Genomic DNA, 20345 nt, shown 5'->3' with positions numbered 1-20345 from the left:
CCGCCCCTCACCGGACGTCTCAGCGCAGCGGGGTGAGCCGGTCGGTGCCGAGCCGGTCGCGGAGCACCTCGGGCACCAGCACCGAACCGTCGGGCTGCTGGAACTGCTCCAGGATGGCCGGGAAGAGCCGGCTGGTGGCCAGCGCCGAACCGTTGAGCGTGTGCACGAAGCGGGTCTGCTTGCCGCCCGGCTCGCGGTACCGGATGGCGGCCCGGCGGGCCTGGTAGTCACCGGCCCAGGAGACCGACGACACCTCCTTGTACTTGCCGGTGCTCGGCATCCACACCTCGATGTCGAGGGTCTTCTTCATCGAGGCGCTGGCGTCACCGGCGGACAACAGGCTGCGCTGGTAGTGCAGGCCCAGCTTCTCGACCAGGCTCTCCGCGTGGGCGAGCATCTCCTCCAGCGCCGCGTCGGCCTGCTCGGGCAGGGTGAACTGGAAGATCTCCACCTTGTTGAACTGGTGCCCGCGTACGGTGCCGCGCTCGTCGGAGTGCGAACCGGCCGCCTCCCGCCGGTAGCAGGGGGTGTACGCGAACGCCTTCAGCGGCAGCTTCGACGTCTCCAGGATCTCGTCCTGGTAGGCGCCGAGGATCGCCGTCTCCGAGGTGGGCAGCAGGAACTGCCCGCGCGGGGCGGACTCCCGGTCCAGGTGGTAGACGTCGTCGTAGAACTTGGGGAACTGGCCGGCGGCGAAACCGGCGGTGTCGAGCAGCAGGTGCGGCGGGAGCAGGAACTCGTAGCCGGCCCGCACGTGCTCGTCGATGAACCAGTTGATCAGCGCCCACTCCAGCCGGGCACCCAGGCCGGTGTACATCCAGAAGCCCGAACCGCCGAGCTTGACGCCCCGCTCGTGGTCGACCAAGCCGAGCGCCCGGCTCAGCTCCACGTGGTCGCGGATCTTCTCGATGGCCGGTGGCGCACCGAAGGTCTTCACCACCCGGTTGGCCTCCTTGCCGCCGGGCACCACGTCGTCGGCGGGCAGGTTGGGCAGCTCGCTCATCGTGCCGCGCAGCCGGGACTGCACCTCGTCGAGCTGGGACTCCAGCTCGGCGAGCTGCTTACGCTCGACCTCCGGCGCGACGGACTCCGGCGTGGTGCCGGCCCGCTTCGCCTGCGCGTACGCCCGGGCCTCGGCCTTGCGGCGCTGCCGCTCGGCGTCGATCTCCGTGATCAGTGCGCGGCGTTCCTGGTCGAGTCGCTGGATGTCGTCCAGGACCCGGTTGACCTCGGCGGGATCCAGTCGCTTCGCGAGCGCGGTGGCCACCGCCTCGCGATCCTTCCGGATCAACTCCATGTCGAGCATGCTGCTCCGTACGCTCCGTCCAGGCGGTCAGGGTGGGACCCTCCGATGCTACCGTCGCGCCCGCCGGCCCCCGGGCCCCGGTCTGAGCCTGCGAACGCGCCGCCGCACCCCGGGCCCGGCCCGGCCGAGTGCTGCCACCTCTGTCGTTACCCAAGGTGATGGGGCTGGTTCAACTCCTGTTCTCACTCTCGGTGACCGGTATCGGGGCCGTTTTCCTGCCCTGAGCGGGGTCGCCCTCGTGCTGGCGCTTATGAGCAGGGAAAACTTCTCAGGGAGCGGCGCCCCCTGGATAACCTCCTTCGCACGCTTTGCTCTGCTGCTCTCGACGCGACGGTCACCTGCCGTGGTTGTCGCGGTCATGGCAGCAGAGCAAAGCGTGCGAAACACTAATGGCGGGGAGCAGGAGTGGTCACCATGTGTGACCGCACGGCGAGCAGCATTGCCCGGCGCGCCCGCACGGGAGGCAGCGCACCCGAGCGGTCAGAACAGGCGTCCACCGTCCCGAAAGGCCGGAGGTCAGAGCCGGATCGGCATCAGGATCGAGAAGGTGTCCTCGTCGTCGGGCCGGCGCACGGCCAGCGGGGCGATCGGTCCGTCGAGTTCCAGCACCAGCTGCGGGCCACCGGCGGCGTCCAGCGCGTCGAGCAGGAAGTCCCCGTTCACCCCGACCAGCAGGTCGGCCGGGTCCGGCCCGGCCAGTTCGGCGGCGTCGACCAGGCGCAGCCCGTCGCGGTCGTCGACCCCCAGCACCGTCACCGGCAGCGTCACCCCCTCGTGCTCCCGGGTCACCGTGGGGGCGGCCGACCGTAGCGCGCTGCGCAGGGTCGCCACGTCGACCGGAACCCGCCGGGCCGTGGCGTCCGCCGGGCGGCGCAGCAGCCGCCGGTAGTCGGTGAACTCGTACGGCAGCACCGCCGAGCGCGCCTCGACCCCGGCGACGGCGACCGTGACCTCCCCGTCGGCGACGGTCAGCCGCACCTGTCCACCGGTGTCCAGCAGCGCCCGGAACTCGTCGACGGCCGCCGCCGGCAGCAGCGCCCGCACCGGCGGGCCGTCCACCCGGCCGTCGGCGCGGGCCAGCGCCATCCGGTACCGGTCGGTCGCCACCAGCCGTACGCCGTCGGACTCGACGTCCAGCAGCACCCCACCGAGCACCGGCAGGTCGGGGTCGGTGCCGACGGCGAACCGGACGGCGTCGACGGCGGCGGCCAGGGCGGCGGGGGACAGGGTGATTCGGGTGGTCATCCAAGACTCCTCGGGATCGATCAGGGCACGGACCCGGGAGAGTTCGCGGCGGGCGTCGGCGAGACCGTCCTCCAACCGGCGCAGGTGCGCGTCGAGCAGCCGCCCGACCCGCACCGGATCGTCGCGCAGCCGCAGCGCGGCGGTGATCCCGGCCAGCGGCATGCCGACCCGGCGCAGGCCGGCCACCAGCCGGGCCGGCGTCACCTGCGCGGCGGTGTACCAGCGGTACCCGTTCACCGGGTCGACGAGCGTCGGGGTCAGCACCCCGCACCTGTCGTAGAACCGCAGCGCGCTGACCGTCAGGCCACTGGCCCGGGCCAGCTCGCCGATGCTCAGCAGCTCGCTCTCCACGCCCATGATGCTGTCGCCTCAACCAGGTCGAGGGTCAAGCCCGCACCGGCCACCGACCCCGCGACCCGGCGGTCGTCCTCACTGCGGAAGCACCCGGAACGTGATCCCCGCCCGGGCCAACCGGTCCAGCAGCGCGTCACCCATCGCCGCCACCGGGGTGAGCTGCCCGGACGCGGCGGGCAACTCGTCGTACGCCAGGCAGAGGGCCGACTCGGCGAGCATCTTGGCGGTCTCGTCGTACCCGGGATCGCCGCCGGCCACCTCGGTGCGGACGGTCCGGCCGCCGCCCTCGCCGACGAACCGCACCCGGAACCACGACCGGGCCCGCTGCTGCGCGCTCGGCCCCTGCCCGGAGGCGACCCGGCCGAGCAGCCAGCGTCGGGTCGGCGGCAGCTTCACCAGCCCGACCAGCCCGGCCATCCCCACCCCGGCCAGCAGCACCGTCGGCAACCGCTTGACGGCGGCGAAGTGCCGGTAACGGAAGTCCGGGCCGTACTCCGGGCGGGCGGCGGCGGACCGGCGCACCACCTGCGGGTCGATGGTGGGCAGCGGCACCGCCCACATGCCGACCGCCGCCGACCGGCCCAGCTTCCCGGCCACCGCCCGGACCCGGCGTCCGTCCGGTCGGGGCTCGACCGACCGCCGGGCCCGCGCCGCCCGCTGCGCCTGCGCGGTACGCGAGAACGCGGTGAGCGCCGAATGATACGTCCCGGCGGAGAACCTCCCCCCGGCCCGGACGAACCCGTCGACGCTGACCGGCCCGTCCGCCGCCAACTGCCGGACGGTGTACCAGACGCCCAGGTCGTGCGGGACCGAGTCGAAACCGCAGGCGTGCACCAGCCGGGCCCCGGTGCGCACCGCCTCGGCGTGGTGCCGCACGTACATCAGGTCCACGAACTCCGGCTCGCCGGTGATGTCGAGATAGTCGGTGCCGGCGGCGGCACACGCGGCGACCAGCGGTTCCCCGTGGTGCACGTACGGCCCGACGGTGGTGGCGAGCACCCGGGTGCCCGCCACCACCGGACGCAGCGACCCGGCGTCGGTGACGTCGGCGGTCAACAGCGGCAGGGTGGCCAGGGCCGGGTCGATGGCGGCGAGCCGGTCGCGTACGGCCGACAGCTTCGCCGGGTTGCGGCCGGCCAGCGCCCAGCGCAGCCCCGCCGGGGCGTGCCGGGCCAGGTACTCGGCGGTCAGCCCGCCGGTGAACCCGGTCGCGCCGAACAGGACGAGGTCGTACGGGCGGTCGGGGCGCATCCGCCGAGTGTGCCACCCGGGCCCGACCCGCACCGGCTGGGCGGGCCACCCGGCGGGCTCAGCCGTGCGGGGTGAACACCGCCCGGACACAGCCGTCGGCGCGGTCCCGGAACAGCGCGTACCCGGTCGGGCCCCCGTCCAGGTCGAACCGGTGCGTCGCCAGGTGCTCGGTCCGCAGCTCGTCGCGGGCCATCCGGTCCAGCAGCATCGGAATCCACCGTTGGCCGTGCTGCCGGGCGCTGCGCACGGTGAGCCCCTTGTGCATCACCGCGCCCAGCGGGAAGGCGTCCACGAACCCGCCGAAGGTGCCCGAGACGAAGACGGTGCCGCCCTTACGGCAGGCGTGCACCGCCTCCCGCACCGCCAACGGGTCCTCGACCGGGCCGCCCCGGCCGGTGAACCGGTCGGCCAGCGACGGTGGACGGCCACCGCCGTCGGCCGTCCCGACCGCCTCCACGCACACGTCGGGACCCCGCCCCCCGCTGCGTTCCCGCAGCTCGGCGGGGACGTCGGTGTGCTCGTAGTGCAGCGTCTCGGCACCGGTGTGCCGTTCGGCCATCCGCAGCCGCTCCGGATACCTGTCGATCACGATTACCCGGTCCGCGCCGAGCACCGTCGCCGCCTGCGCGGTGAGCTGACCCACCGCACCCGCCCCCCACACCGCCACCACGTCACCGGGGCGGACCGCACCCAGCTCGGCGCCCATCCACCCGGCGGGAGCGGCGTCCGAGGCGAAGACCGCCCGGTCGTCGCTGACCGGGTCGGGCACGGTGAACGCCCCCACGTCGGCGTACGGCACCCGGACGTACTCGGCGTGGCTGCCGGCGAACCCGCCCGCCGTACGGGGATGGCCGTAGCAGCCGCCCGTGGGTTGCCCCCAGGCCGCCTCGGTGACCGCCGTGCCGGTCGCGCCGTTGTCGCAGCAGGAGTACAACCCCTGCCGGCAGTACCAGCACCTCCCGCAGGCCACGGCGGCGCAGACCACCACCCGGTCGCCGACGCGGTGCCGGCGTACCGCCGGGCCGACCTCGGCCACCTCGCCCAGGAACTCGTGCCCGAGCACGTCACCGGCGGCCAGGCCCGGTACCCGACCGGCGAGCAACGGCAGGTCGGTCCCGCAGGTGGCGCTGCGCCGTACCCGCACGATCATGTCGTGGGCGTTGCGCAACTCCGGGTCGGGCACCTGGCGCACCGCGAGCCGGTCGACGCCCTCCCAGCACAGCGCCCTCATCCGGGCACCACCGGCCGGTCGGGGGCGGCCCGCTCGACGGCCGGCCGGTCGGCGCGCAGCACCTCACCGGTCTCGACGAGCTGCCGTACCGCGCGCAACACCTGCCGCAGGTAGCCGTCGGGGTCGTCGCCGACCAGGTGGGCGGCCATCCCGGGCAGGGCGGCGAGCCCGCCGAGCGGCCGGACGGCCAGTTCGGTGCCGCGTCCGCCGGGGGCCGGCCGCAGCTCCAGCTCCACGGCACCGGCCAGCGGCCGCAGCGGCTCCGGCCACCGCCCGTCGGGCAGCAGTTCCGCCGCCGGGACGCCGACCGTCACCACCTGCCAACGCCCCGACCCGACCGCCGTGGCGGCGAGGATGACCGCGCCCCGGGTCAGCCGTCCCATCCGTACCACCCGCCTCTCCTGCCGGGACCGGACCACGCCGTCCGGTGCGCCCATCGTCGGCGCGTCCCGGGTGAACCGGGCTCGTCCCGAAGGGGTGAACCGGGCCGTGCCGGGTAACCGCCGCCGACCGGGGAGGAACGCGCCGAGTGGGGGTGGGGTGCAATGCCGCAGCAGCCCGTACGGGCGGTCGACCCGACACCCCACCCCGGCGACGCCGCGAGTACCCCGGCGTCCGTCGAGCCGCCGCTGCTGGCCTCCCGGCTCGCCCCGCCCGCCCCGCCCGAGCCGATGCTGCTGCGGCCCCGGCTGCTGGCCCGTCTCGACGACGGGGTCGCCGGCATCCTCACCGTGGTCCGCGCGCCCGCCGGCTGGGGGAAGACGACACTGCTCACCGCCGGGGCGCGGGCCGCGGCGTCGACCGGGGACCCGGTGGCCTGGGTGCAGGTCGAGGCCGGCGACAGCGGACAGCGCCTGTGGGCGTACCTCACCCGGGCCCTGTGCGGTGCGCTGCGGGCCGGACCGGACGAGCCGACGCACGCCCCGGCCGGTCCGTGGCGGCCCGACGGGCTGGAGGCGCTGGCCGCCGCACTGGCCGCCCGGGAACGCCCCGTCCGGCTGGTCCTCGACGACCTGCACCGGGTGACCGATCCGGACGTCCTCACCGGGCTGGAGTTCCTGCTCCGGCACGCCGACGGGCGGCTGCGCCTCGTCGCCGCCGGCCGGACCGGCCTGCCGCCGGCCCTGCACCGGCTGCGGTTGGCCGGGGAACCGACCGAGATCGGCCCCGACGACCTGGCCTTCACCACCGACGAGGTGGCCGACCTGCTGGTGGCACACGGGGTGCCGGTGCCGGCGGCGGCGGTCGACCGGCTCCGGGAACACACCGGCGGCTGGCCGGCGGGTCTGCGCTTCGCCGCGCTGGCCGCCCGGGGCCAGGCCGATCCGCAACGCTGGGTACGACGGTTCGGCGGCGACCACCCGGACGTCGCCGCCTACCTGCGCGCCGAGGTGCTCACCCCGTTGCCGGGGCCGGCCCGGGAGGTGCTGCGCCGGTGCGCCGTCGGCGGGGCGGTCCGCGCCGACCTGGCCGACGCGTTGACCGGACGTCCCGACGCCGGTCAGCTCCTGGCCGGACTGGCCCGCGACGGCGGTTTCCTGCACCGCGACGACAGCGACCCACCCTGGTACCGGCCACACCCCATGCTCGCCGACCTGCTGCGCGAGGAACTCGCCGGCCTCGACGGGCGGGAACGCGACGAACTGCACCGGCGGGCCGCCGACTGGCACGCCGACCACGGCCGGCCGGCCGACGCGCTGCACCACGCCCTGACCGCCGCGCAGTGGGACCGCGCCACCGAACTGCTGCTGGCCCACTGGCCGGAGTTGGTCCCGTACGAGCGGGAGCCGCCGCCCCTGCCGCCGCCCCCGCCGCCGCCCGCCGGGGCGGTGCGCCGTGACCCGGAGCTGGCGCTGGCCGCCGGCACCGAGCGGGCGTACGCCGGGGACGTGGCGGCGGCGACCGCCCGGCTGCGGGACGCGGTGCAGGCCGCCCACACGCTGCCGGTGCCGCGCCGGGACCGGTTCCGGCGGCTCGCCGTGGCGTTGGAACTCACCCTGGCCCGGCTGGCCGGCGACCCCGCGACGGTACGCGCTGCCGCCGCCCGCCTGCTCGCCACCGCCCCGGCCCCGCCTGCGGATTCGGCGCTGTCTGCCGGTGCCGGGCTGCCTGCGGATGCGGGGCTGCCTGCGGGTGCCGGGCTGTCTGCCGGTTCGGCGGTGCCGACCGGCTCGGCGGTGCCCGCCGGTCCTGGGTCAGTCGCCCAGGTTCCTGCTGAACCGCCGGCCGGCACCGCTGCGTTCGACGCGCCGGCCGGTGTCGACCCGGCAGCCGGCGATGGTGCGGTGACCGGCGACGACCCCGTGACCGGCGACGATCCCCGGACCGGGAGGGACGACGCCGATGTCCGGGCGGTGGCCGGCACCGCGCTCGGCCTGGCCGACCTGGCCGAGGGGGAACTGGGACGGGCCGGAGAGTCATTCCGGGCTGCGCTGGCGGCGGCCCGGCGGGCCGGCCGCCCCCGGACCGTGCTGGTCGGCGCGAGCCGGGCCGCCCTGCTGCTCGCCCTCGCCGGTGAGCTGACGCCGGCCGAGGAGACCGCGCGGGTGGCCCTGGCCATGCCGGCCTGCCAGGGATGGTCGGGCCGGGACGACTGCGGTCACGCACACCTGGCGCTGGCACTGGTGGCGGTGCACCGGGACCAGCCCGCCGAGGCGACCGCCGAGCTGGCGGCGGCGGGTGCGGTCACCGGGACGGCCCTGGCCGGGGCGGTGGCGGCGCTGTGCCGGGCCGCCCTGCTCCGCGACGCGGGCGAGCCGGCGGCGGCGATGACGGCGGTGCTGAACGCCCGCGACGAGCTGACCGTCGGCAGGTCGACGTCCCCAGGCGACCCGACGTCCCCAGGTGACCCGACGTCCCCCGGCGACCCGACGTCGCCCGGTGGTGCGGATGCGCCGGGAGCGTCTGGAGTCTTCGGCAATGCGGTGGTGGCCGGCAGTGCTGTGGGGTTGCGCGGTGCGGTGGGGTGCGACGGTGCGACGGTGGCTGGCGGTGCGGTGGGCTTCGGCGGTGCGAGGGTGGCCGGTGGTGCCGGGGAGGTGGCCGACCGGTTGCTGGCCCTGGAAGCGGACCTGCGGGGCGAGCAGGGTGACGTGGACACGGCCCGGCGGTTGCTCGGTGAGCGGGCCCTCGGGCCGGAACCGGTGCCGGTGCTGGCATTGGCGCTGGCCCGGGTGGAGTTGCGGGCCGGTGACCTACGGGCCGCCCGACACGCCCTGCCCGGCTGGGACGCCCCGGGCGCGGCCGACTGGCCGTTGCCGGTACGGCTCGCCGCCGGGGTCCTGGACGCGCTGCTGACCCGACGGGCCGGTGACGAGCGCCGGGCCGGGCGGCTGCTGGAACGGGTGCTGGACCTGGCCGGGCGGCACGGCTACCGACGGGTCTTCACCCGGGCTGAGCCGGAGGTTCGGGAACTGCTCGCGGCCCACCTGGACTCCGGTACGGCGTACTGGCCGCAGGTCAGCGACCTGGTGCGGGACGCCGCGCCGCCGCCCGGCCGGGGGGCGTACGGCACCCGGGGCGGACCGGCCGACTCCCGGCAGGGCGACCCGGAGCGACCCCTGGACGAGCCGCTCACCGAGCGGGAGCTGACCATCCTGCGCTACCTGCAGAGCATCCTGTCCAACGTGGAGATCGCCAGCGAACTGTCCCTGTCGGTCAACACCGTCAAGACCCACGTCCGCAACATCTACCGCAAGCTCGACGCCACCCGCCGCCGCGAAGCCGTCCGCCGAGCCCGCGACCTCCACCTCCTCTGACACCCCCCGCCGTCACCCACCCCACCCCGGCTCGCCCCGCCCCACCCTCGCCCCGCCCCCCTCGCCCCGCCCACCCTCGCCCCCGCCCCGCCCCGGTCTGCCCCCCGCCCCGGTGATCAAGAGGTTTGCGTCAAAGTTGATCTTCAATTTGACTCGAACCTCTTGATCAACTGACGCAAACCTCTTGATCACCGGGGCGGCGCCGGGCGGGGCCGGGCCGGGTGGGGCGGCGTCGGGCGGGGCCGGGTGGGGCGGGGTCGGGTGGGGCGGCGTCGGGCGGGGCAGCGCCGGGCGGGGTGGGGCAGTGCGGCCGGGCGGCCGGGGTCAGGTGGTGGCGGCGTCCACGGTGGCGAGGAGGGTGGGGAGGTCGAGTGGGCCGTCGTGGCGGTCGTCGCCCACGAAGAGCGTGGGGGTGCCGTTGACGCCGCTGCGGATGCCGCCGGTGAAGTCGTGCCGTACCCGGTCGGCGTGCACGTGCCGGTCGACCTCGGCGTCGATCTCGTCCGGCGGGAGCCCCACCTGCGCCATGCCGAGCGACAGGTGCACCGGGTCCAGTTGGTCCTGGTGCTCGTAGAGCCAGTCGTGCATCTCCCAGAACCGGTCCCGGTGGGCGGCCGCCTCGGCCACCTCGGCGGCCCGCTCGGCGTACGGGTGCAGGTTGGTGATCGGGAAGTGCCGGTAGACCAGCCGGACGGTGTCCCGCCGCTGTCGCAGCACCTCGGCCAGGTTCGGGTACGCCGCCCCACAGTACGGGCACTGGAAGTCGCCGTACTGCACGAGGGTGACCGGGGCGTCGAACGGCCCACGGATATGGTCGGTATCGGTCACCGGCGTCCGGAGCCGGGCGGTGACCTGCAACGGGGTGCTCATCGGGTCGTCACCTGCCGTCCGGTGCCGAGCTGCTCCAACGCGTCGAGGACGCCGTCGGCACCCGGGTTGACCTCGGCGGGGGACAGGTAGCTCCAGACCACCGTCCCGGCCGGGTCGAGCACCACCAGGGCCCGGCCGGCCTGCCCCTGCGGGGTGTACGCCCCGTAGCCCCGGGCCACCTCGCCCTTGGGTTCGAAGTCGGACAGCAGCGGGAACCGGACGCCCCTCGCCTCGGCGAACGCCCGGTGCGACCAGAGGCTGTCCACCGAGACGCCCAGCACCATCGCGTCGTACCGCTCGAACTCCGGCATCGCGGCCTGGTAGAGCGCCATCTGGTCGCCGCAGACCGGGGACCAGTCGGCGGGGTAGAAGGCGAGCACCACCGGCCGGCCCCGGAACTGCGCGGGTCCGGTCCGTCGCCCGTCCGGGGTGGCCGGCAGGGTGAATTCGGGGGCCGGCGTCCCGGGTCGGATCAGCCCGTCGGATCCAGTCATGTCGCCCACCGTCCCCCCGGGTCGGGTGAGGGCGGCTCACCCGGGCCGGGTGGTCCTGTCCCGCCCGCGCCGCCAGATCGGATTCGGACCGTCGGAGGGGAGCCGGTGGCGAAATTCGGGCGTTCACGGTGTCGACAACCGGATCGGACTCGGGCAGTCTGACGGACGGCGAAGGACGGGGTGGAGAGATGGACGTCGATCAGATGCGGGTCTTCGGTCGCCGGCTGGCGGGCGTGTCGTGGCGGGTGGCCCGGCACGAGTGGACCCTGGCGGCGCTCGGCGCGCTGCTGCTGGCCGTGGTGCTGACCTGGCCGACCCTGCGCGATCCGGCGAGCACCATCCCGCAGGACACCGGCGACCCGACGTTGCAGGCGTGGCAGGTGGCCTGGGGCGGGCACGCCCTGCTGACCAACCCGTTGCAGGTCTGGCACTCCAACACGTTCTATCCCGAGCCGTACACCTACGCCTACTCGGACACCCTGCTCGGGTACGCCCCGTTCGGCATGATCGGGGACGGTCCGGTGGCCGCCGTGATCCGCTACAACCTGCTCTACCTGCTGACCCACGCCCTCGCCCTGTTCGGGGCGTACGCGCTGGCCCGGCAGGTGGGGGCCGGCCGGGCCGGTTCGGCGGTGGCCGGGGTGGCCTTCGCGTACGCCCCGTGGAAGCTCGCCCAGGCCGGGCACCTGCACGTGCTCAGCATCGGCGGGATCGCCCTGGCGCTTGCCATGCTGGCCCGGGGGCACGGCTGGTCGCTGCGGCACGGTCACCGCCCCGACCGGGTCCGTCCGGGGTGGGTGGTCGCCGGGTGGGCGGTCGCCGCCTGGCAGGTCACCCTCGGCTTCGGCATCGGCCTGCCCTTCGCGTACGTGCTGGGGCTGCTCTGCCTCGGCGCGGTGGTCACGTACGGCGTGGTGTGGCTGCGGCGGCGGACCCGGCCGGTGGTGCCGCGCCGCCTGCTCCTGGCCGACCTGGCCGGCGGGATCGGGTTCGCCGGGGTGACCCTGGCGATGGCCGCGCCGTACTTCGAGGTGGTGGCCCGCAACCCGTCCGGCCGGCGGACGGTGGCCCAGATCGAGATGTTCTCCCCGCCGTGGCGGGGGTTCGTCACCGCGCCGCCGGAGTCCTGGTTGTGGGGGGAGCGGCACGAGGCCGCCCGCGCCACGCTCGGTTTCCCGGGCGAGATGACCCTGCTGCCCGGGGTGGTGCTGCTGTCGCTGGCGGTGGCGGGGCTGTTCTTCTCCGTGTGGCGGCTGCGGCACCGGTTGATGCTGGCCGGCGCGGCGCTGGTCAGCGTGGCGCTCGCGGCGGGCACCACGTTCGGTGGCGACGGCAACCCCGGGTACGTGACGCTCGTCGAGCACGCCCCGGGCTGGGACGGGGTGCGCACCCCGGGCCGGCTGGTGCTGTGGACGACCCTGCTGCTCGGCCTGCTCGCCGCCGGGGCGTTGACGGTGCGCGAGCCGGCGCGGGAGGCCGCCCCCGGCGCGGAGCCGACCCCGGACGCGGAACCCGGGTCGGGGCCGGTCGGGGACCAGTCGCCGGGGCCGGACGCGGAACCCGGGACGGTGCCGGTAGGGGAGCAGCCGGCGGGGCCGGACACGGAGCACGGGGCGGGGCCGGCAGTGCCGGCGCTGCGACCGGCGGGAGCGCCCGTGCTGGTGGAGGCGTCCGTACCGGCGCAGGCGGCTGCGGGACCACGGCCGGCGCTGCGGTCGGCGGCGTGGTCCGGGTCGGCGGCCGAGCAGGCGGCCCCCCGGGAGCCGGCCCCGAAGCGGGTCGGCCGGCAGTGGCGGCTGGCCCGGTTGGCGCTGCTGGTGCCGCTGCTGCTGGTCGGCGTGGAGGGGATCAACCGCACCCCGCACGTGCCCGCGCCGGAGCAGCCGGCCGTGCTGCGCGGGCTGACCGGCCCGGCGCTGGTGCTGCCCAGCGACGGCATCCGGGAACTGCACGTGATGCTCTGGTCGACCGACGGCTTCCCCAAGGTGGTCAACGGGCTCGCCTCGTTCACCCCGCAGTCCCAGGAGCGGATCAGGGCGGCGAGCATGACCTTCCCGGACGCCACCTCGGTGGCGTACCTGCGGCAGGTCGGGGTGCGCACGGTGGTGCTGCTGCCCGGCTGGGCGGCCGGCACGCCGTGGGCGGACGTGGCCGCCCGACCGGTGGACGGGCTGGGCATCAGTCGGGAAATGGTCGGCGAGGACGTCATCTACCGGCTCTGATGGCCGAGTTAGTTGGGAGCGCTTCCTAATTCGGCGGCGTACCGGTTACTGTTGGGTTCTTCTTCGGCAGCGGGAGCCAAGCGTGCCGGCGGGGAGCCAGGGCAGCTCTTCGCACCCGTCGACGTCCCCCTACGGGGCCGTCGCACCCTGACCCTGGCATCCCGAGAGGAACCGCAGATGCGGAGAAGTCTCGTCGGCGCGGTCACCACCGTGCTGGCCGCCGCGACAGCCGTCGTGGCCGTACAGTTCACCGTCGCACCCTCCACACCGGCCGCCGCGGCGGCGGCCGAGCCGTACAGCTGGAAGAACGTCCGGATCGACGGCGGTGGCTTCGTCCCCGGCATCATCTTCAACCAGACCGAGAAGAACCTGATCTACGCGCGCACCGACATCGGCGGCGCGTACCGCTGGGAGCAGGCCAGCCAGTCCTGGACGCCGCTGCTCGACTGGGTCGGCGCGGACAAGTGGGGCTACAACGGCGTGGTCAGCCTGGCCACCGACCCGGTGCAGACCAACCGGGTGTACGCGGCCGTCGGCATGTACACCAACGACTGGGACCCGAACAACGGCGCGATCCTGCGCTCGTCGGACAAGGGTGCCACCTGGCAGGCCACCGCGCTGCCGTTCAAGAACGGCGGCAACATGCCCGGCCGGGGCATGGGGGAGCGGCTCGCCGTCGACCCCAACAAGAACAGCATCCTCTACTACGGTGCCGAGGGCGGCAACGGCCTGTGGCGCAGCACCGACTACGGGGTCACCTGGGCCAAGGTGGCGAACTTCCCCAACGTCGGCAACTACCGGGCCGACCCCAACGACACCACCGGCTACCAGAGCCAGAACCAGGGCCTGACCTGGGTCACCTTCGACAAGGGCACCGGTACGGCGGGCAACGCCACGCAGACCATCTACGTCGGCGTGGCGGACAAGGCGAACCCGGTGTACCGCTCGACGAACGGCGGCACGAGCTGGGAGCGGATCGCCGGGCAGCCCACCGGCTACCTGGCACACAAGGGCGTGGTCGACCCGGTCGGCGGCTTCCTCTACATCGCCACCAGCGACACCGGCGGCCCGTACGACGGGGGCAAGGGTGACGTGTGGAAGTTCAACCGGGCCACCGGCGCGTGGACGCAGATCAGCCCGATCCCGTCGTCCAGCAGCGACGCCTACTTCGGCTACTCGGGATTGACCATCGACCGGCAGAAGCCGAACACCCTGATGGTCGCCACCCAGATCTCCTGGTGGCCGGACGCGATCTTCTGGCGCAGCACCGACGGCGGCGCGACCTGGAGCCGGATCTGGGAGTTCGGCAGCTACCCGGAGCGCACCAAGAAGTTCAAGATGGACATCAGCTCGGTGCCGTGGCTGACCTTCGGGGCCAACCCGGCCCCGCCGGAGGAGACCCCGAAGCTGGGCTGGATGAACGAGTCGGTGGAGATCGACCCGTTCGACTCGAACCGCTTCATGTACGGCACCGGCGCGACCATCTACGGCAGCACCGACCTCACCAAGTGGGACACCGGCGGCCAGCTCACCATCAAGCCGATGGTCAAGGGCCTGGAGGAGACCGCCGTGCAGGACCTGATCAGCCCGCCCACCGGGGCGCCGCTGATCAGCGGGCTCGGTGACATCGGCGGGTTCCGGCACACCGACCTCGACGCGGTGCCGCCGATGCTGTTCACCCAGCCGGTCTTCACCACCACCACGAGCCTCGACTACGCCGAGGCGAACCCGGCGACGATGGTCCGGGCCGGCAACTTCACCGACGCCGACCGCCCCAACGACAGCCACATCGCGTTCTCCACCGACGGCGGGGCGAACTGGTTCCAGGGCAGCGAGCCGGGCGGGGTCAACAACGGCGGCACGGTCGCCGCCGCCGCCGACGGCAGCCAGTTCGTCTGGGCTCCCGGTGACGCCGGGCAGCAGGTGATCCGTTCGGTCGGCTTCGGCAACTCGTGGACCGCCGCCACCGGCATCCCGGCCAACGCCGTGGTCGAGTCCGACCGGGTCAACAAGAACAAGTTCTACGGCTTCAGCGCCGGCAAGTTCTACGTCAGCACCAACGGTGGGGCCAGCTTCACCGCCTCCGCCGCCACCGGCCTGCCGGCCACCGGGAACGTCAAGTTCAAGGCGGTCCCCGGCAAGGAGGGCGACATCTGGCTGGCCGGTGAGGGCGGGCTGTGGCGCTCCACCGACTCCGGGGCCAGCTTCACCAAGCTGGCCGGGGTGTCGGCGGCGGTGAACGTCGGCTTCGGCAAGGCCGCCCCCGGGCAGACGTACCCGGCGGTGTTCACCTTCGGCACCGTCGACGGCAAGAGCGGCGTCTACCGCTCCGACAACTCCGGCGCGGCCTGGGTGCGGATCAACGACGACCAGCACCAGTACGGCAACGCGGGCGAGGCGCTGACCGGTGACCCCCGGGTCTACGGCCGGGTCTACCTGGGCACCAACGGCCGGGGCATCCTGGTCGCCGACCGGCTCGGCGGCACTCCCACCCCGACGCCGACCACCCCCGGCCCGACCACGCCGCCGCCGACCACCCCGCCCCCCACGACGCCTCCGCCGACCACCCCGCCCCCCACCACCCCGCCCCCCACGACGCCGCCGCCGACCACGCCGCCGCCGACGACTCCGCCGCCCACCGGTGGGTGCGCGGCGACGTACAAGGTGACCGGGTCGTGGCCGGGTGGCTTCCAGGGTGAGGTGACCGTGCGTAACACCGGCGTCAACGGGATCTCCGGCTGGACGGTGAACTGGACGTTCGCCAACGGTCAGACGGTCAACTCGCTCTGGGGTGGCACCTTCACCCAGACCGGGGCGAACGTCTCGGTGCGCGACGCCGGGTGGAACGGTGCGCTCGGGGGTGGCGCGAGCACCAGCATCGGCTTCACCGCCAACGTCACCGGCACCAACGCCGTTCCGGCGGTGACCTGCACCAGCCGCTGACAACTATCAACTATCCGACACTCGCCGGCTCCGCTCCCCGATCGGGGAGCGGAGCCGGCGGCACGTCCGGGCTGAGAGTGATCGACTCGGTGGTGGCGACGTTGCGGCATCAACCTGGGGTCTTTATCGCAACATTGCCCCAACGGGGGTGGATCGAAGACGGCGCAGGCCCCGGTCGACGCCGAGGAGCGTGACCGGGGCCTGCGCGTGCCGTGGAGCGGTCAGTCGTCCAGCCCGACGGGGGAGTTCGGCCGGTCCACGTCGACGAACTCGATGTCGTCGACGGCCCGGTCACCCCGGCTGCCGGCGGCCCGCGCGGCGGTGCCGGCGGCCCAGCCGATCGCCGCGCCGACCAGCGCCGCGCCGATCAGCAGGGTCCAGGGCAGGGCCGGCCGCCGGCCGGCGAGCGCGTCGAAGGCGAGCGTCGCCCGCCGACGGGCCTCGTCGGCGGTCGAGCCGACCAGGTCGCCGGCGTCGGCCAGCCCCGAGTCCCGGACCGACCGGGCGGCGTCCCGGACGCTGTCCCCGGCCGAGTCCACCGCCGAGAGCAGGTGGTGCCAGGCCTGGTCGGCGATCCGCTCGGGCTTGCTGCGGCGCTCCAGAAGGTTGCTGCCGATCATCGTGTTACCTCCTCGAATGCCGAAGTCTGCGGCCAGTTCGGATGTCGTCTCCGTGCCGCGGGACGGTCCTCGCCCCGGCCGGTCACCCGGCCGGTGTCCGAGCAGTGCCCCGCCCGCCCGGGTCGCAAACCCGGTACGCCCCGGTGACCCTCGCCGCTCAGCGCACCGAGACCACGGAGGTGGCGCGGGCGAAATCGTCCCCGTCGTCGTCATCGTCGTCGTCCCCGCCGCCGAAGCCGCAGGCCAGGACGAGAGCGAGTAGCGCGCCGACCCCGGCCAGGCCGAGCAGTCTCCTGAGCATCGATCCGTCTCCTCGATCGTGGTGACCCATCTCTCGCCCACGGTAGGCACCCGGCACAACCTGCACCGGGGGAGCCGGCGGGCCGCGAAGGGGAGCCGGCGGGGCTCGCCCGGCGTACCGCATCCGGGTGTCGGTGGACCGGGGCGGCTACTCTGGGACGGTTGGAACGGCCGAGCTGTGCCGTTCGTCTGAGGTGAACAGGACCAGCAACGGTGCGGAGAGGGACGGTCCGGTCCGTCCGGATCCGCGAATTGCTCATCCCGAGGGGTGGCGACCGAGGCCATCGGAGGAATACTCTCGGTCGCGGCCCGCGTACTGATGAGGCGCCCGGGGACGGGCGAGTGGAGGTGCTCGCGTGAGCCTGTCGATCGTGAAGTCGGTCCTGCCGGCCGGTGTCATCGAAATCGCCCCCCGTGGTGAGATCGACGTCGACACCGCCTACGAGGTACGTGAGGCGATCGCCGAGGTGCTGGCCAAGGGCCGGCCCGCGCGGATCGAGCTGAACATGCGACTCGTCACCTTCATCGACTCCGTCGGGATCAGCGCCATGGTCGCCGGCTTCCAGACCGCCGAGGTCAGCGGCGTCAAACTGATCGTCACCGAGCCGAGCCGGTTCGTGCACCGACAGCTCTGGGTCACCGGCCTGCTCGGGCTCTTCGGCGCCCCGGAGCCGTACTTCGCCGGTGCCGCCACCCCGGAGGTCCTGCCCGGCGCCTGACCGGGCCACCTGTCGGTGTCGACGCCACTGACCAGGGACGTTGCCAGTCCGTCTCCGGTACGGCACGATCGTGCGACCGACGACGGTCAGGAGGCCCGGTGGTCCGGCGGGAGAGCTTCAGCTACACGGTGCAGGCGCACTGCTCACCGGCCGACGCGATGGCGCTGCTGAGCGACCTGTCCCGGCAGGAGGAGTTGCATCCCCTGATCGTCCGGGTGCGCCGGCTGCCCGCCCGGCCGGGTGCCCTGGCCAGCTACGCGATCACCGACCGGCTGGAGCTGGGCCCGCTGCGGTTCCCCGTCACCTACCAGGCCGACGTGCTGCTGGCCGGCGACGACGAGATCGTGACGGTGGCCCGCCAGCAGCCCGGCACCACCGTGCGTAACCACACGCGGTTGCGGATGGAGGGTGACCTGCTGCGGATCGACGTGGAGATCACCCTCGCCGCGCCGGCCCCGCTGTTCGGCTACGCCTTCCGGCAGGCCCGCGCCGCCCACCTGGGGTTGGCCAGCCGACTCGGCGCGGTCCTGGACGGCCGGGCCGGCGACCCGCCACCCGCCGGCTGACCACCGCCGGCACCTGGGCCGCCCGGCCCGGTCGGCACCCGACCCGCCTGTTGCGGCCGGGCCGTGGTCCGGTGGTCCGCCCGCGTCGGACGGACCACCGGGTCGGCTCAGATCATCGACAGGTGTACGTGGTTGGTGTGGTCGCTGGACGGGTCCCCGTTGCCCCCGCTGTACGCCTTCCACCCGCTGCTCGGCAGCCAGATCCGCTTGAACCAGATCACGTAGAGCACACCGAGCCGGTCGGCGTTGCGGATGAAGTACGCGGCGAGGTTGTTGCCGTACGTCCGGTCGCCGCCACTGGCCACCCCGCCGAAGCCGCCCTTCTGGGCGGCGAAGTCGCACGCCCGGCCCTTGGGGTGCTCGCCGGAGCCGCTGGGTCGGTAGCAGGAGACGTACCTGGTGAAACCGGCGGCCTTGGCCTGGTTGAGGGCGTTGAGCGTGCGCGGGGTGATACAGCCGTTGGCCGGCGTCGGGTCGTTGACGCTGCACGACTCGGACGGCCAGGAGCCGTCGGAGTTGCGGGGCGCCCCCTTGGCGTTGCTGGTGGACGTGCCGTCGGAGCTGCCGGAGTCGCGGGAGGTGGAGGTCGGCTTGTCGGCGGCGGCCACCGCCAACGCCCGCTCGGCCTGCTCCCTGCGCTTGCCCATGGTGGCGACCTGCTTGCGCTGTTCGGTGATCTCCCGGGTGACCGCCGCCCGGGTCCGGGTGGCCTGGTCCCGGGTCTCGATCATCGTGCGCAGTTCCTGGTCCTCCCGGGTGGCGACCGTCTCCAGCGCCGCCGCGCGGTCCAGGAAACCGCTCGGGGTGTTGCTGTTGAGCAGGGCGGACATCGGCCCGAGCCGGCCGGTGCGGTAGGCCGCTCCGGCGATCTCGCCGACCTTGGCGGTCTGCGTGACCAGTTGCCCCTCGATGGTCTTGAGCTGCGCGTCGAGTTCCTGCTGGCGCTTGGTGGAGCGCTCCAGGGCGGCCTTGGCCTCCAGCCAGCCCTTGCTGGCCGCGTCGAGCTGGTCGCGCAGCGCCGGGGTGCCGCCCTCGTCGTCGTCGCCGGGGGCGGCGAGCCGGGTGGTGGGCGCGGCGGCGGCCGGGGTGAACGGCGCGGCCGACACGCCCAGGGCCAGGGCCGTGACGACTGCGGCCAGCAGCCGTGTGGTGGTGCGTACGTGCATGCGGATGTCCTTCCGTCAGCCGCCGACCGGGTTAGCTGACGGGTTCGGGACGGAAGATCCCTACCGCTTGCGCGGATGCACCCCAGGAACGTGGTTCCCCGGTTCGCCCGGGCGGGCGATTAGGCGGCGGCCTCTGCCTGGCGGAGACCGGGGCCGAGCCTACCGGTACGCGTGTGACGCCTGCCTACCTCGTGACTGAGGGTACGAGAGTGAATACTCTCAAATGGTTCAAACGACGCAAATTTCCGTGATCTCTGTGCGGGAGTACCCGGCGGGGCTGACTGTCCGGCCCAGGGTGGGGTCACCAGTGGGCGGGGCCGCACGCGCCGGGGCTCGCTCCGGGCTCGACCTGGAGGGTGGCGTGCTCGATGTGGAAATCCTCCCGCAGGGCGCCCCGGGCGGCCGCCAGCACCGTGCCGACCTCGGCGTCACCGGCCAGGGTGAGGTGGGCCGAGGCGACGTCCATGCCGGAGGTGAGCGTCCAGACGTGCAGGTCGTGCACCTCGGCGACCCCGGGCACGGCGGTCAGCCGGTCGTGCACGGCGGTCACCGGCAGGTGCTCCGGAGCGGCCTGGACCAGGATGCGCACCGCCGCCCGGCCGAGCCGCCAGGTGCGGGGCAGGATGAACACGCCGATCGCCACGGCGACCAGCGGGTCGGCCCACCACCAGCCGGTGCCGGCGATCAGCAGCGCCGCCACGATCACTCCGACCGAGCCGAGCAGGTCACCGAGCACCTCCAGGTACGCCCCGCGCAGGTTGATGCTCTCCTTGGCACCCTCCCGCAGCAGGCCGAACGCGACGATGTTGGCGAGCAGGCCGAGCACCGCCACCACCAGCATCGGGCCGGCCAGCACCTCGGGTGGCTCGCCGAACCGACGGACCGCCTCGATCAGCACGTAGACCGCCACCCCGCTGAGCAGGACGGCGTTGGCCAGGGCGGCGAGCACCTCCAGCCGGTAGAGGCCGAAGGTGCGCTGCGGGTCCCGGGCGGCCCGCCGGGTGGCGGTGATCGCGGCCAGCGCCATCCCGATGCCGAGCACGTCGGTGAACATGTGCCCCGCGTCGGAGAGCAGGGCCAGCGAACCGGTGCCGAAGGCGGCCACCGCCTCGACCACCATGAGCACGGCGAGCAGCCCGAACGCCGCCCAGAGCCGGCCCCGGTGCCGGTGCGCGGCGTTGCTCACCGTCGCGCTGTGGTCATGACCTGCGCCCACGTCCACACCTTCCGTCGCCGTCGGGACCACCGTCGCCGTCGGGACCACCGTCGCCGTCGGGACCACCGTCGCCGTCGCGGACCC

16 protein-coding genes and 1 riboswitch are annotated in these 20345 nt (G+C 74.1%); of the genes, 5 read left to right on the top strand and 11 right to left on the bottom strand.

The genetic code is table 11. The features are described 5' to 3' along the window. Nucleotides 1–19: 19 nt before the first annotated feature. From serS to ACN261_RS01505, 5 genes are all read right to left on the bottom strand, one after another. A complete protein-coding gene (gene serS, locus ACN261_RS01525) occupies nt 20–1306 on the bottom strand; it encodes a serine--tRNA ligase (RefSeq protein ID WP_421483636.1) in 1287 nt (428 codons plus the stop codon). A 516-nt stretch (nt 1307–1822) separates the two neighbouring features. Continuing rightward, the gene (locus ACN261_RS01520; protein WP_421483635.1) at nt 1823–2908 is read right to left on the bottom strand and encodes a MerR family transcriptional regulator; all 1086 of its coding nucleotides are present in this window, start codon (nt 2906–2908) and stop codon (nt 1823–1825) included. Between the two features lie 72 nt (nt 2909–2980). Beyond that, entirely contained in the window at nt 2981–4156 is a 1176-nt protein-coding gene (locus tag ACN261_RS01515) for a saccharopine dehydrogenase family protein (protein WP_425848001.1), read from the bottom strand. 58 nt (nt 4157–4214) lie between these two features. Beyond that, nucleotides 4215–5387 carry an alcohol dehydrogenase catalytic domain-containing protein gene (locus ACN261_RS01510; protein WP_425847999.1) on the bottom strand — a complete coding sequence of 391 codons (1173 nt, stop codon included), beginning with the start codon at nt 5385–5387 and terminating at the stop codon, nt 4215–4217. Then, nucleotides 5384–5770, bottom strand: coding sequence for a hypothetical protein (locus ACN261_RS01505; protein ID WP_421483632.1), 387 nt, complete (start codon nt 5768–5770; stop codon nt 5384–5386). Before ACN261_RS01505 ends, ACN261_RS01510 begins: the two co-directional genes overlap by 4 nt. Nucleotides 5771–5932: 162 nt before the next feature. On the opposite strand from ACN261_RS01505, the gene ACN261_RS01500 reads away from it, so the two are divergent. Then, on the top strand, nt 5933–9145 hold the full coding sequence (locus ACN261_RS01500) for a LuxR C-terminal-related transcriptional regulator (protein WP_425847997.1): 3213 nt from the start codon (nt 5933–5935) through the stop codon (nt 9143–9145). A 324-nt stretch (nt 9146–9469) separates the two neighbouring features. Here ACN261_RS01500 and ACN261_RS01495 read toward each other — a convergent pair whose 3' ends face one another. Both ACN261_RS01495 and ACN261_RS01490 read right to left on the bottom strand, forming a co-directional pair. After that, the gene (locus ACN261_RS01495; RefSeq protein ID WP_421483630.1) at nt 9470–10015 is read right to left on the bottom strand and encodes a DsbA family protein; all 546 of its coding nucleotides are present in this window, start codon (nt 10013–10015) and stop codon (nt 9470–9472) included. Continuing rightward, complete coding sequence (locus ACN261_RS01490; RefSeq protein WP_421483629.1) at nt 10012–10509, bottom strand: redoxin domain-containing protein; 498 nt, start codon at nt 10507–10509, stop codon at nt 10012–10014. Before ACN261_RS01490 ends, ACN261_RS01495 begins: the two co-directional genes overlap by 4 nt. Before the next feature lie 188 nt (nt 10510–10697). Between ACN261_RS01490 and ACN261_RS01485 the strand changes: the two genes are divergently transcribed. Both ACN261_RS01485 and ACN261_RS01480 read left to right on the top strand, forming a co-directional pair. Continuing rightward, nucleotides 10698–12731 (top strand): hypothetical protein, encoded by a 2034-nt coding sequence (locus ACN261_RS01485; RefSeq protein WP_425847993.1) that lies wholly within the window; start codon nt 10698–10700, stop codon nt 12729–12731. Nucleotides 12732–12908: 177 nt separating this feature from the next. Then, entirely contained in the window at nt 12909–15674 is a 2766-nt protein-coding gene (locus ACN261_RS01480; protein WP_425847991.1) for a cellulose binding domain-containing protein, read from the top strand. 221 nt (nt 15675–15895) lie between these two features. Here the strand turns inward: ACN261_RS01480 and ACN261_RS01475 are convergent, their stop codons facing one another. Both ACN261_RS01475 and ACN261_RS01470 read right to left on the bottom strand, forming a co-directional pair. Next, nucleotides 15896–16294, bottom strand: coding sequence for a hypothetical protein (locus tag ACN261_RS01475; protein ID WP_088647175.1), 399 nt, complete (start codon nt 16292–16294; stop codon nt 15896–15898). A 157-nt stretch (nt 16295–16451) separates the two neighbouring features. Continuing rightward, complete coding sequence (locus ACN261_RS01470) at nt 16452–16595, bottom strand: hypothetical protein (protein WP_421483626.1); 144 nt, start codon at nt 16593–16595, stop codon at nt 16452–16454. 355 nt (nt 16596–16950) lie between these two features. On the opposite strand from ACN261_RS01470, the gene ACN261_RS01465 reads away from it, so the two are divergent. Together ACN261_RS01465 and ACN261_RS01460 are read left to right on the top strand one after the other, a co-directional pair. Next, nucleotides 16951–17313, top strand: a complete 363-nt coding sequence (locus ACN261_RS01465; RefSeq protein ID WP_067309377.1) for an STAS domain-containing protein — start codon at nt 16951–16953, stop codon at nt 17311–17313. A 98-nt stretch (nt 17314–17411) separates the two neighbouring features. Next, nucleotides 17412–17879: an SRPBCC family protein gene (locus tag ACN261_RS01460; RefSeq protein WP_421483625.1), complete on the top strand. Its 468-nt coding sequence runs from the start codon at nt 17412–17414 to the stop codon at nt 17877–17879. Nucleotides 17880–17986: 107 nt separating this feature from the next. On the opposite strand, the gene ACN261_RS01455 is transcribed toward ACN261_RS01460, so the two are convergent. Together ACN261_RS01455 and ACN261_RS01450 are read right to left on the bottom strand one after the other, a co-directional pair. Then, entirely contained in the window at nt 17987–19045 is a 1059-nt protein-coding gene (locus ACN261_RS01455) for a coiled-coil domain-containing protein (protein WP_425847987.1), read from the bottom strand. Nucleotides 19046–19049: 4 nt separating this feature from the next. Beyond that, nucleotides 19050–19181: riboswitch (cyclic di-AMP (ydaO/yuaA leader) on the bottom strand. A gap of 165 nt (nt 19182–19346) precedes the next feature. Beyond that, complete coding sequence (locus ACN261_RS01450; protein WP_421483623.1) at nt 19347–20261, bottom strand: cation diffusion facilitator family transporter; 915 nt, start codon at nt 20259–20261, stop codon at nt 19347–19349. Nucleotides 20262–20345 lie beyond the last annotated feature (84 nt).

The organism is Micromonospora sp. WMMD723, assembly GCF_049863385.1.
Lineage (GTDB): Bacteria > Actinomycetota > Actinomycetes > Mycobacteriales > Micromonosporaceae > Micromonospora > Micromonospora wenchangensis.
The sequence above is the reverse complement of the archived record's forward strand: the minus strand, read 5'-3'. Positions and strand labels throughout refer to the sequence as shown.